This window comes from Pectobacterium sp. CHL-2024 (assembly GCF_044751765.1).
Classification (GTDB): domain Bacteria; phylum Pseudomonadota; class Gammaproteobacteria; order Enterobacterales; family Enterobacteriaceae; genus Pectobacterium; species Pectobacterium brasiliense.
In genome coordinates, this window is record NZ_JBIXKO010000010.1 from 141,894 (window position 1) to 155,504 (window position 13,611).

Annotated in this window: 5 protein-coding genes; all 5 read left to right on the forward strand. The window is 59.2% G+C overall.

The window, feature by feature from the left end; genetic code table 11:
* The first annotated feature begins 10 nt into the window (after positions 1-10).
* From ACIPUG_RS15540 to ACIPUG_RS15560, 5 genes are read left to right on the forward strand one after another with little or no spacing between them, the layout of a single operon-like run.
* Positions 11-886 carry an isochorismatase gene (locus tag ACIPUG_RS15540; protein WP_039462980.1) on the forward strand — a complete coding sequence of 292 codons (876 nt, stop codon included), beginning with the start codon at positions 11-13 and terminating at the stop codon, positions 884-886.
* Positions 883-4,026, forward strand: a complete 3,144-nt coding sequence (locus ACIPUG_RS15545) for an amino acid adenylation domain-containing protein (protein WP_400339113.1) — start codon at positions 883-885, stop codon at positions 4,024-4,026. Before ACIPUG_RS15540 ends, ACIPUG_RS15545 begins: the two co-directional genes overlap by 4 nt.
* A gap of 5 nt (positions 4,027-4,031) precedes the next feature.
* Positions 4,032-4,802 (forward strand): 2,3-dihydro-2,3-dihydroxybenzoate dehydrogenase, encoded by a 771-nt coding sequence (gene dhbA, locus ACIPUG_RS15550; RefSeq protein ID WP_400339116.1) that lies wholly within the window; start codon positions 4,032-4,034, stop codon positions 4,800-4,802.
* A 22-nt stretch (positions 4,803-4,824) separates the two neighbouring features.
* Positions 4,825-11,178, forward strand: coding sequence for an amino acid adenylation domain-containing protein (locus ACIPUG_RS15555; RefSeq protein WP_400339119.1), 6,354 nt, complete (start codon positions 4,825-4,827; stop codon positions 11,176-11,178).
* Positions 11,175-13,277, forward strand: coding sequence for an amino acid adenylation domain-containing protein (locus ACIPUG_RS15560; RefSeq protein ID WP_400339122.1), 2,103 nt, complete (start codon positions 11,175-11,177; stop codon positions 13,275-13,277). The genes ACIPUG_RS15555 and ACIPUG_RS15560 overlap by 4 nt, the downstream gene beginning before the upstream one ends.
* The last annotated feature ends 334 nt before the right edge of the window (positions 13,278-13,611 follow it).

Here is a 13,611-nt window from a genome sequence, read left to right on the forward strand (position 1 = left end):
GGATTTTGTGATGGCAATCCCTTCTATTGCTTCTTATCCCCTGCCGCGCGCACAGGATTTCCCTGAGAACAAGGTTTCCTGGGCGTTTGAACCTGAGCGCGCGGTGCTGCTGATTCACGACATGCAGGATTATTTCGTGAATTTCTATGGCGCGGACAGCCCGCTGGCGCAGCAGTTGATCGAGAACATTGTGGCGTTGCGAACCTACTGCAAAGCACAGGGGATTCCGGTGGTGTATACCGCGCAGCCGAACGCACAAAGCGCGGCCGACCGGGCGCTACTGAACGACATGTGGGGCGCAGGGCTGAATAATCATCCTGAAAAACAGCGCGTCGTGAGTGCGCTGGCACCGGATGAGCACGACACGGTGCTGGTGAAGTGGCGCTACAGCGCATTCCATCGCTCACCGCTGGAACCGATGATGAAAGAGATGGGTAAAGATCAGCTGATTATCTGCGGCGTTTACGGGCATATCGGCTGCATGATTACCGCGACGGATGCTTTCATGCGCGACATCAAGCCGTTCATGGTCGGCGATGCGGTGGCGGATTTCTCACTTCAGGAACACCAGATGGCGCTGAAATATGTGGCGACGCGCGCCGGACGGGTGGTTAGCACGGCAGAACTCACAGGAGCAAAAATGGCACAGGCACTGACGAAACAAGGACTGAAAGCGCACCTGCTGACCTTAATCGACGAAGAAGAAGATCAGTTCGATGAAGATGAAAACCTGATCGACTACGGTCTGGATTCGGTGAGGATGATGGCGCTGCTGACCGAATGGCGTAATCAGGGCGTCACGCTGAGCTTTGTCGATCTGGCGCGTAACCCTAGTCTGAATGCCTGGTGGGCGCTGATCGAAAAACAGCAGGGAGCCGCATCATGAAGCCCTTGAGCGTTGCGCAGCGCGGACTGTGGTTAGGTCATGCCCTGAACGATGATAAGGCGACGTTCAACACGGCGGAGTGCATCGCGTTTGATGGCAAGGTTGATATTGAAGCCATGCTGAGCGCGATCCGTCAGGCGGTCATGGAGTGCGAGTGCCTGTACTGCCAGTTTGTTGAAGTGGCGGGTGAGCACGCCGACCAGCCGGAAATCGGCTTTGTGGCTTCACAACTGCCGGTGCCGATTGGCGTGCTGCCGATTATTGAACTGTTGCCTGCGCCGATGAAGGATGAAGAGCAGACGATACGCCAGTGGGCGCGTGAGGAAATCGCCCAGCCGCTGGATCTGCTGAACGGATTACCCTGTCGCTTTGCGCTGCTGTGCGGTGAAAAGCGCGATTTTCTCTACAGCTGCGTGCACCACATTGCGCTGGACGGCTTTGGCACGACGATGCTGTTTCAACGCATCGCCCAGATCTATACCGCGCTGACGGCGGGGCAACCCGTGGCGGTGGCGGAGTTCGGCCCGTTCAGCGAGGTACTGGAAGAAGAACAGCAGCGCGATGCCAGCGGGCAGACGGCGCAGGCGCGCGATTTCTGGCTGGAAACGCTGAACGCGATGCCGGAACCGGCCAGTTTCAGCGAGAAGAAAGCACCGATTGCGGCGCGTTTTTTGCGCCAGAGCAGCGTGTTGCCGACGGATATCTGGCAGCCGCTGACCGCACTGTGTGAAGGCAATAAAATCAGCTGGCCGGATCTGTTTCTGGCAATGCTGGCGACGCACCTCAAGCTGGTGTCCGGCAGCGACAGACTGACGTTCGGCATGATGGTGATGAACCGTATCGGCTCCGCCTCGCTGACGGTGCCGAGCATGCAGATGAATATCGTGCCGCTGTGCATTCAGGTCGATGAGCAGGCGGACTTTGTCACACTGGCGCAGCAGGTTGCCCGCACCAAACGCACGCTGCGTCGTCATCAGCATTATCGCTATGAGCATTTACGGCGCGATCTGAACCGCGTCGGCGGTGAACAGCGGCTCTTCGGCCCGCTGATCAATATCATGCCGTTCGATCATCCGCTCAACTACGGATCGCTGTCGTCCAGCACGCTGAATCTCAGCGCAGGACCGGTAGAAGATCTGACGATCGAGATCCACTTCAAACCTGATGGCACACCGGTATTGGATTTTGATGCCAACCCGGCCTGTTACAGCGCGGAAGCGCTTGCCAACCTGCAAGAAACGCTGTTCACGCTGCTTCAACGCTGGCTGGCACAGCCGCAGCAGACCAGCGGCGAGCTGTTGGGGCGCTGGCTGCGTGAAGAACGCGAACTGGCGCTGATCACCAGCCGCGAGCCTGAACCTTTTGTCGAACCGGTTCTGACCGCGATTGCCAAGCAGGCGCGTAAAAATCCGCATCATCCAGCGCTGACACAGCGCGACCGGCAGTACAGCTACCAGCAGTTGCTGGATCTGAGCGGTCAGGCCGCTGCGGCGCTGCATGAGCGCGGCGTTCAGCCCGGTGAGCGCATCGGCATTATGCTGAACCGCAGCCCGGAAACCATCATTTGCCTGCTGGCCGTGATGCAGTGCGGCGCGGTGTATGTGCCGCTCGATCCTGAACAGCCACACGAACGTCAGCAGCACATCATCCAGATTGCCGGGCTGCGTACGATTGTGACGCAGGCGGACTACCAGCATCGGCTGGCGTCGGTCTTTTCCGGTGAGATCGTTCTGGCGGGGCATCTTCTGTCATCCAGCGCACAGGCTGCCGCGCTGCCGCCTGTGGAAGCGAGAGACGGGCAGATTGCCTATGTCATGTTCACCTCGGGATCGACCGGATTACCGAAGGGCGTGGAGATCGGCGCCAGCGCGTTAGATCACTTCACGGCGGCGGCATGCCAGCGCTACGGGCTGCGTGCGGCGGATCGCGTGCTGCAATTTGCTCCGTTCAATTTTGATGCCAGCATCGAAGAAATTTTTGCCACGCTGACCAGCGGTGCGACATTGGTTCTGCGCACCGACGAGATGCTGGAGTCGATTCCGACCTTTGTTGAGCAGGTAGAAGAACAAGCGATTACGTTGCTCGATCTGCCGACCGCATTTTGGAACGAATGGGTGGTAGGGCTGAAAACCGGCACGCTGACCATGCCTTCCGTACTGCGAGCCATCATCATTGGCGGTGAAGCGGTGTACCCCGAACAGCTGGCGCAGTGGCAGCGCCATGCACCGAACACGCTGCGCTTAATCAACACCTATGGCCCAACCGAAACCACGGTGGTGGCGACCAGTTGCGATCTGCAAACGCAGTCTGCCGATGTGGCACAGCTTCCTATCGGTCTGCCGCTGGCGGGTGTCAATGCGCTGATTCTGGCGGCGGGCGACCGCCCTGCGGCAGAAGGGGAACTGGTGCTGTTAGGGCCAACGCTGGCGGCGGGTTACATCGGTACAGAACACACGGCGTTTACGCAAATAGCGGTGGGCGATCAGGAGCTTCCGGCTTACCGCACGGGTGACAGAGTCCGGCTGGAAAAAGGACAACTGCTGTACCTCGGGCGCATGGACAACGAATTCAAAATCAGCGGCTACCGGATTCAGCCAGGGGAAGTCGAAGCCCATCTGCTGGCGCAGCCGGACGTTGATGAAGCCTGCGTGCAGGGTATTGTTTACCCCAACGGCGTGCGGCGTCTGGTGGCGTTTGTCGCCACGAAATCAGGCGAGATTGATGCGCGTGCGCTGAAACAGCGTCTGGGCAGCGTACTGCCGCCAGCAATGATCCCGACCGATTATCGCGCCTTCCGCCAGTTGCCGAAAACTGGCTCCAACAAGGTCGATCGCAAGCGTCTATTAGCGGAATACCGCGACGAAGCACCGGCGCAGGCGTTAGCCAGCGAAACCGAGAATCGGGTTAGCGCCATCTGGCAGCAGATCCTCGGCGTGTCGGGGATCCAATCGCGGGATAACTTCTTCGAACTGGGCGGACAATCGTTGCAGACCATCCAGATCGTCAACCGTCTGGCCGCTGAATTTTCCGTCAGCATCAAAGTGTCTGATGTGTTCGATCATCCCCAGCTCAGCGACTTCTGCCGCTATCTCGACGACAGGCTGTCACAGGATGAAAACAGCGTGGAAATGGTGTGGTAGGGAAAATGATGAACAAGGCACAACCTCTTCAGTTTGATTTCAGCGGCCAGACCGTCTGGGTCACAGGTGCGGCGAGCGGCATTGGCGAAAGCATTGCCCGCCAGTTTGTCACGCTGGGCGCTAACGTGATCGGCTTCGACCGCGCATTTCGACATTACGATCATCCGTTTACCTACGTGACGCTGGATATCAGCGAACCGGACAGTGTGGCGGCGGTCTGTCGGCAGCAGTTGGCAGAAACGGGGCTCGACGTTCTTGTTAATGCCGCCGGAATTCTGCGCCTGGGCGCCATCGACGCGCTGAGCGTGGACGACTGGCACCAGTGCATTAACGTCAACGCCTCTGGCGCGTTTTACCTGCTGAACGCACTGGTTCCGCATTTCAAGCAGCAGCGCCGTGGCGCGATTGTTTGCGTCGGCTCCAATGCCGCGCATGTTCCCCGTCTACAGATGGCGGCGTACTGCGCTTCAAAAGCGGCGCTCACCAGCCTGTCTCACTGTGCCGGTCTGGAGCTGGCACCTTACGGCGTGCGCTGCAATCTGGTGTCGCCGGGCTCGACGGATACGCCGATGCAGCGCGGCATGTGGCACAGCGCCGATGCTGAACAGCGCACTATCGCGGGCTTTCCTGACCAGTACAAACTGGGGATTCCGCTGGGCAAGATTGCTCAGCCGGAAGAGATTGCCAATACCGTGGTTTTTCTGGCTTCCGATCTGGCCAGCCACATCACCATGCAGGACGTGGTGGTGGATGGCGGGGCAACGCTGACGGCCTGATTTGCTGAGAGAGTGACAAGTCATGAAAGATATCGTAACGCTGTTAAAGCAGCTGGAACGGCAGGGCGTTCGTCTGGCGTTGAATGCGCAGGGACAGCTGATTTCGCAGTCCAACAAAGACGCGATCACGGCAGACATTGGGCGCACGATTAAGGAAAACAAAGACGCCATTGTGCGCTGCCTGACGGCGCAGCAGGCGTTTGAGCGACCCATCACGCCGCAGAATGCCACGTCTGGCCCGCTGTCGTCATCGCAAAGCGGACTGTGGTTTATCGAACAGTACGAAGAGCAGTCACACCTCTACAATATGCCGGTCTATTTTCGCCTGACCGGCACGCTGGATGTGGCTGCGCTGGAGTTTGCCTTTGACGCGCTGGCGCAGCGCCATGCCAGCCTGCGTACCCGCTTTGTGGTCAATGAACAGGGCAAGGGTGAACAGCGTATCGATGCCTATCAACCGTTTGTGATACAGCATGATGACTTCTCACTGCTGCCGGAAGCCGAGCGGGAAGCGCGCTTGCAGCAGCAGGTAAAAGCGGAAATCAGCCGCCCGTTCGATCTCACGGCGGGCGATCTCACCCGCGTGCGGCTGGTGAAAATGAGCGAGCGAGTGCACGTTCTGATGATCACCCAGCACCATATTATTTCCGACGGTTGGTCGGTGAAGAATATGTTTGCGGACTTCAAACTGGCCTTTTTGGCCTGTCAAAACCGCCAGCCTCATCCCGTCGAGCCGACCCAGCTTAACTATATCGATTACGCACACTGGTTCAATTCTGCGTCGTTTCTGGATTACCACAACGAATTCAAACCGTTCTGGGTTGAGCGGCTGACGGGGATCCCTGAGGTGCACAGCCTGCCGCTGGATAAACCGCGTCCGGCGCATCAGAACAGCGGCGGTGAGGTGATCTTCTCCGCGATCAACAACGATCTGTGGGATAAATTTAAGCGTCTGTGTCAGCGCTACAACACGTCTAATTTTATCGGCTTGCATGCGGTGTTTTCCCTGATGCTGGCGCGCATCAGCGGCGAGAAAGATATCGTCATTGGTTCACCGCTGGCCTATCGCGAGCGGCCGGATATCGAAGATGTCGTCGGCTTCTTCGTTAATACCATCGTGCTGCGCACCCAGTTGCAGGACAGCCAGAGCTTTGTCGATTACCTGCAATACTGCCGCGAACAGGATCTGTCGGCTTTCGATCACCAGCTTTACCGTTTTGAGGCACTGAGCGAGGCGATCGGCTCCGATCGCACCACCGCGATCAACCCGATCTTCCAGGTGATGCTGGTGTATCAGGCCAAAGTGGATTTTAACGATCTGATCCCCGGTTGTGATGCGGCGGAAGAAACATCGCCGGTGCTGCCTGCCAAGACCGATATTTCGGTCAAGGTGACGGAGCTGATGGGGGAGGTGCGGCTGGACTGGCTGTTTGCCACCGCGCTGTTTGAGCGCCAGACGATCCAGTATTACGCCGACCGCTTTATCCGGCTGATTGAGGCCGTGGTTGAGGCACCGGAAACCGATGTCTGGCATCTGCCGCTGATGGAAGCGGATCGCTTTGCCGCTGTGCTGGCGGAGAGTCAGCAGCTACCGCGTAGCTATCCGCAGCCGCAGCTGACGGTAACCGACGTGATTGAAGCCATCGCACAGCGCGATCCCCAGCAACTGGCGATAGCCTTTGACGGCGAACAGCGCACGGATATGCTGACGTATGCTGAACTGAACAGGCAGTCGAATCAGCTGGCGCACTGGCTGCACCGTCAGGGGCTGGGCGAACAGTCGCTGGTTGGCGTGCTGGCGAAGCGCGATCGCTATTTTGTCATTGCGCTGCTGGCCGTCTGGAAAGCGGGCGCTGCCTATGTGCCGCTGGATCCCGACTATCCGCCTGAGCGGCTGCGTCACATCATTACCGATACCAATCTTGCCGTCATTCTCGGCGGCGATGGGCAACAGCTGGCGCAGTGGTCTGCCGAACAGTGCATCGATCTGACCGATCCTACGGTTGTCGCACAGTGGCACGATCTGCCGGGCGATGAACCGCCAGCCATTCCGCGCCATGCACAGCAGCTGGCACAGGTGATCTACACCTCGGGATCGACCGGTCTGCCGAAGGGCGTCATGATCGAACACGGTTCGCTGATCAATCTGCTGGACGATCATCGCGATCGCATCGCGTTCACGCCGCAAAGCACCATGTTCAACTGCATGTCGCTCTCGTTTGACGCCGGTAACATGACGACGCTGTTGCCGCTGAGCAGCGGGGGCACGCTGGCGTTTGGCGAACCCAACGATCGGGCGATTGTGCAGGCCGAACAGGCGGGGGCGACGCACCTGATCCTGCCGACGGCGCTGATGTCGATTCTCGATCCACAGCACGTTAACGGCATTCAGGCCATTGGCCTGGGCGGTGAAGCCTGTCCGAACGCCGTGGTGGAAAACTGGGCCGATAAGGTCGCGCTGTACAACATGTACGGGCCGACGGAGTGTACCGTTACCGCGTTGAGCACCCGCCTGCGTAAAGGTCAGCCTGTCACCATCGGGAAACCCATCGCCCATATTCAGGCGTTGATTCTGGACGCATCAGGGCAGCTGTGTCCGGCGGGCGTGCCGGGCGAGCTGTGTCTTGCGGGGCTTGGGCTGGCGCGTGGTTATCTCAACCAGCCGCAGATGACCGCCAGCCGCTTTGAACACATCACGCTGAATGACGTGAACAACACCGAACAGAGCACGGCGACGCTGCGTATTTATCGCACGGGTGATAAGGCCAGACTGCTGAACAACGGCGACTATGAATACTGTGGCCGTATTGATGAGCAGATTAAGCTGCGCGGCTACCGCATTGAGCCGGGTGAAATTGAGGCACAGCTGGCGGCGGTATGTCCGTCGCTGAAGCAGGTTAAAGTCGTCGTGGCACAGGTCGGAAACCGTCCGGCGCTGGTTGCCTATGGCACGGTGAAAGCGGGCAGCAGCACGCCGGAAGCTGCCGCCGTGCTGATTGATGTCGCGAAGCACCTGCCGGAATACATGGTGCCTTTCCGGTTGATTCTGCTGGAAGACATGCCGCTGACGCCAAACGGCAAGCTGGATACGAAACAGCTGCCGCCGGTGCTGGAGGCAAGTGAAGGCGACGGTGAAGCCGATAATCCGCTGGAAGCGGACGTACTGGCGATTTGGCGCAGCGTGCTGAATACGCCGCTGGGCGTTGAGGATGATTTCTTCCGCTTAGGCGGCGATTCCATCCTCAGTATCCAACTGACCACCCGCCTGCGCAGCGCGGGCTATGTCTGCACGGTGAAAGACGTTTTCGAGGCGAAGAGCGTACGGCGTCTGTGTCGCGTACTGGCGCAGAATAACCGCGACACCGGGATTGTCGCGGAGCAGGGCACGCTGGAAGGCGAATTCGCGCTGCTGCCGATTCAGCGCTGGTTTATGGAACAGCCGCTGGCACGTCCTGAGCACTGGAATCAGGCGGCGATGATCCAACTGCCGGACGTGGATACCGAATGCCTGACTACGATGTTGCAGGCGCTGATGGTGCAGCATGACGCGCTGCGTCTGGCCTGTGATGCGGACGGGCAGCGCTATCTGACGGATGTGCCTTGTCCTGCGGTGTCGACGCTGGATTATCGCCAGCTCGGTGACGACGGTCTGCAACAGGCGTTTACCGCGCTACAGAGTGAATTCGATCCCACGCAGGGAAGAACGATGGCCGCCGCACTGGTACTCCACCATCCGCAGGCGGACACGGCTGTGTTCCTCGCTTTCCACCATCTGGTGATTGATGCCGTCTCCTGGCGCATTCTGGTCGACGATCTCGAACGGCTGTACCTCGGTGAACCGCTGCTGCCGAAAACGTCGAGCTATCGCCAGTGGGGCTCGGCGCTGCACAACTATGTTACGCAGCATGCGGAACAGCTGACGTACTGGCAGGCGCAGGAAAACGGCGTGGATCAGACGGCACTGCTGGCGGCGAAAGATCGGCAGGGCCAGGCCAGCGCTGCGATTCTGACGCTGGACGCGGAAACGACAGGCCAGCTGGTGAGCGAAGCTAACCGTGCCTTTAATACCGACGTCAGCGATTTGCTGCTGGCGGCGCTGACCCGCACGCTAAACGATCTCGGCTGGGGTGAAAAAGCACGCATCATGCTGGAAGGGCACGGTCGCGAGGCGATTGATCCGACGCTGGATGTCAGCCGCACGGTAGGGTGGTTTACCAGCACCTATCCGGTGTGTCTGCAAGATCGGTCCGACTGGGCTTCCCTGATTAAATCCAGCAAGGAACAGCTGCGTCAGGTGCCGGATAAAGGCGTCGGGTTTAACCCACTGCGTTACCATCACCCGCAGGGCAATTCTCTGACGCTGTCGCCGATTGTGTTCAACTATCTCGGGCTGTCGGTTCAGGCGGCTGGCGTGTGGCGTCCGGTGGATGTTGCGCCGGGAGGCTGCGTTTCGCCGGAGAATAAACCGGAGGAGGTTATCAGTCTCCACGGTGGAATTGCGGGCGGACAGCTGACGCTGCGTCAGGTCGGTTGCCTCAACCAGCGTGACAGCGAACGTCTGATGGCGCGGTTCACGGAGAATCTGCGTGCGCTGACGGCAGCCTGTCTGGCACAGTTACGTCACGGCACTGTCTTTACTCCCAGCGACTTCCCGGCGGTGACGCTGAGCCAGACGCAGCTCGACAGCCTGTCGCAGCGTTATGACATCGACACGCTGTTGCCGCTGTCATCGCTCCAGCAGTCGATGCTGTATCACCGTCTGCGCTGTCCGCAGGACGATGCTTATCATCTGCAAACGCCGATTCGCTACGCGCAGGCGCTGGACGTGGAAGGCTATCGTCAGGCATGGCAGCGTCAGATTCAGCGGTTCCCAGCGCTGCGTGCCGCGCTGGAAAGCGAGTATGCCAGCGTGCAGGTGATTGTGACGCAGGTAGACCTGCCTTTCTACTATCAGGATGTGACGCAGGAGGCCGATCCACTGGCTGTCATCGAACGCTATCGCCAGCAGGATTTACGCACTGGATTTAACTTGTCGCAGCCGCCGCTGTTGCATATTGCCTGTTTCCGTTTGGATGAGCAGGATTATCGGGTGCTCCTGAGCTGTCATCACAGCGTGATTGATGGCTGGAGCGGCCCGCAGCTGCTGGGCGCGGTACACCGTGATTATCAGACATTAATGCACGGTGAAACATTTATGCACGGCGAAACATCCGCGATTCAGGTGGATCGCGCTTATGTGGATTATGCGCGGCATGCCGTGGCGCAGCAGTCCGCCGTTGAAGCTTTCTGGCAGCAGCGGCAGCCGCTGCTGGCGCAGACGAACGATGTAGCGATGCTGTTTGCGGCGGCAGGGAAACGCACCGATCTCAGCCAGCATCTGACGCAGGTTGAACCGCAGGTCACAGGCGTGAGCCTGAATGAACAGGATCAGGCTGCACTCATCGCCTTTGCCCGCGAGGTGGGCGTTACGCACAGCATTATCGCGCAATATGCCTGGCACCGGCTGCTGGCGCGGTCAACCGGCGATGCGGTCAGTATTGTCGGGAATGTGCTGTCGGGCAGGGAAAGTCCGGTGGAGGACGTGGCGAGCAGCGTGGGTCTGTACATCAACAGCCTGCCGCTGGCGCTGAGCTGGCAGCAGCCGGTATCGCTGCAACAGCATCTGGTGCAGTTGCAGAATGAGCTGATGGCGATGAACCAGCATGCTACGCAGTCGCTGATTGCGCTGACGGCCGGACGTCCGCGTCTGTTCAACAGTCTGTTTATTTATGAAAACTATCCCGTTAATGAAAATCGGCCCGGCGCGAAAGCAGAACAGGGCCAACGCGCTGACGATCCGCATCGGTTATCTCCCGAGTTCTCCGCCGCCTATGAAAAAGTCGAGATGCCGCTGAATCTGGTGGTGCGTGAGCTGGCGGGCTGCATGCTGCTGCGTTTCGAGTTTGACGCTGATGTGCTGGACAGTGCGCAGGCGCGTCGGGTGCTGATGCGCTGGCATGACGAAGTGGTCGCGCTAATCAATAGTGCGCCGCAGCAGCCAGCCGAGATTATCGGGCATGAGAAAGCGACAGGCTCGGTGGTTGCGCAGAAAACGGTGGCAGATAGCGGTCTTAGCCAGCCGGATACGCCATCAGCCCAGTCGCTGCTGCGCGTGTGGGCGCAGGTGCTACATCTCGGTGAATCCGGCCTCTGGTCGCAGACGCTGTGTGAAAGCGGTGTTGATTCGCTCCAGCGTATTGCGCTGGCACAGGCATTGAGTCGTGCGTTAGCGCAGCCGGTGAGCGTGGCGTTATTACAACGCTACCCGTCACCGCAGGCGCTGAGCGGGCATCTGGCACAGTCGAGGGTTACCGCCAATGAGGAAACGCTGTCATGACAGGGAACGATGAAGCAGTGGGGAATCCGCTGGCGGATATCCAACAGCCCACGGCCTTCGGGCAGCGGGTTGGGGCCGCGCACGGTGAACAGCGACACAGCAGTGAACTGATTAAGCGCTATCCCACATCGCTGGTGAGCGCAGCATGGAGCTGGCTGCTGTACAAATACAGCGGTGAAGAGCAGGTGTGTGCGGCGTTCGTTACGTCCGATCTTCCTGACAACGTAAGGCCGCTGATCGTGCATTTTCAACAGCGCGATCGTCTCGTCAACGAGTGGATCGCCGCTGTGGGATCGTCGTGCGATCCGCAGTCCGCGCCAGAGATGCTGGCAGCAGATACCCAGCATGCGCTGTTTAGCAGCCTGCTGATCGTGGGGGAGAGGGCATCGTTACCTGCCGTAGCTCAGAATGTGGCGCTCATCGTGCAGGTCCAGCACGGTCGGGTCATTCTGACCGCGCCTGATGGGCAGTTCGACAATCGGCAGCTACAGCGTATGGCCTGCGATCTCACGCAGCTACTTGATGGCCTGCTGGCACAGCGCTGGGAGCGTCTGGCGCAGATTCGCTTCAGTCCGCAGGTGGCACCGCTACCGCACAGTGCGACGACGCTCGCATTGCACGATGAGCTGCTGGCGCGTCTTACTGAGGAAGCGCGTCAGGATCGTGTGGCGATCGCCTTTCAGGAACGCGAAATTCGCTATCGGGAACTGCTGCAACGTGTGGCGCTGATTCAGCAGGCGCTGGCGGCGCAAGGGGTGACGGCTGGTCAGCGAGTGGGGCTGCACCTTAGCCGTCAGCCTGACACCGTGGCGGCGCTGCTGGCCTGCCTGTTTTCTCAGGTGACGTTTGTGCCGCTGGAGCCGGATTTCCCGGGAGAGCGTCTACAGGCGATTCAGCAGGAAGCGGCGCTGGCAGTGGTCTTGCAGGACGGCTATACCGGCGGTTCGCTGGCGTTTGATTGCCCGATACTGAAGCTGTGTGATTTACCGTATGCCGCCAGCGATTCCACGGCGAGCGTACAGCTGGCGCGGGCCGGTGGATCGGAAACCGGGGCCTACATGATGTTTACCTCCGGTTCGACGGGGAAACCAAAGGGTGTGGTGATTGGTCAGCGGGCGCTGCAAACCTTTATTCATGCCAGCGTAGATCGGCTGGCTTTAACGGATAACGCCAACTGGCTGCTGATTACCACGCTGGCGTTTGATATCTCCATGTTGGAAGTGTTTGCGCCGCTGTGGGTTGGCGGCGTGCAGCATCTGACTACGCATGAGGAATACAAAGATCCGCAGGCGGTCGCGGCGTATTTGCAGGCTAGGCCTGAGATCAACGTATTGCAGGCCACGCCCGCGTTTTGGCGAATGATGTTCAAGGCGGGCTGGCAGGGCAAACCCGATCTGGTAGCGCTGTGCGGCGGTGAAGCGCTGGATCTGCGACTGGCGCAGCGTCTGGTCAGCCGTTGTAAGACGCTGTGGAATTGCTATGGGCCAACCGAAGCGACAATTTGGTCGCAGATGGCGCAGATTGACGGCGCCGCGTTGGAGAACCAGCACACGGTCGCGCTGGGCAACACGCTGGCGGGCTACCAGCATCTGGTGATCGATGACGATCGTCATCCGCTGTCGGAAGGGATGGTCGGCGAACTGTGCATTCTCGGTGAAGCGCTGAGCAGCGGATACTGGCAGCGTGACGATCTGACGCAGGATCGTTTTATTCAGCAGACGGAGTCTGGGCAGCGAATGTACCGCACCGGCGATAAAGTCCGGCTGCTGGCGGACGATCGTTATCAGTACCTTGGCCGCTTTGACGATCAGGTGAAATTACGGGGATTTCGCATCGAACTAGGGGAAATCGAGGCGCAATTGAAACGGATCGAACAGGTGCAGGATGCGGCCGTCAAACTTCAGGGCGAAGGGGATGAGGCGGTGCTGGTCGGCTACGTGGAATATAAACCCGGTTCCGAGATGACCAAGCTGGCGTTACGTAAACAGCTGCATCAGTTCCTACCGGCTTACATGGTGCCGGGACGCATTGTGGTGCTCGACAAGTTGCCCAAAACTGGCAGCGGTAAGGTCGATCGCAAGCGCCTGACGGATGTCTGACGGTAAGTGGGGCAGCGGTGCTGCCCTTTCACCACGATGAGCGGTTTCCTAATACACAAATAATTAGGGAGCGAAATCGGAGTTGGCCGTTATCTGGCGTAAAAAATTATGCTGAGGCGATAGCAGGCTTAGGATGAGCCGCATGGACGCGGCGAAAGCTTGCGCCACGCCGGGAGCGTGTCGCAAGCGGTCCGTTAAGCCTGATACCGACGAAGGCATCGCGCAGCGACATAATTTAGCCAAAAGCCAGGGTTCACAGGGCGACGGCGACTGAGTAACCGTGTTGTTAGTCAAGTCCTCTAACCGGCTACCACCCCATGATTTTTATCATAGG

Excerpts from the sequence above, each read along its gene's own strand:
- ACIPUG_RS15560 (WP_400339122.1), top strand. The coding sequence starts at position 11,175 with ATGACAGGGAACGATGAAGCAGTGGGGAATCCGCTGGCGGATATCCAA.
- ACIPUG_RS15555 (WP_400339119.1), top strand. The coding sequence starts at position 4,825 with ATGAAAGATATCGTAACGCTGTTAAAGCAGCTGGAACGGCAGGGCGTT.
- ACIPUG_RS15540 (WP_039462980.1), top strand. The coding sequence starts at position 11 with ATGGCAATCCCTTCTATTGCTTCTTATCCCCTGCCGCGCGCACAGGAT.
- ACIPUG_RS15545 (WP_400339113.1), top strand. The coding sequence starts at position 883 with ATGAAGCCCTTGAGCGTTGCGCAGCGCGGACTGTGGTTAGGTCATGCC.
- dhbA (WP_400339116.1), top strand. The coding sequence starts at position 4,032 with ATGATGAACAAGGCACAACCTCTTCAGTTTGATTTCAGCGGCCAGACC.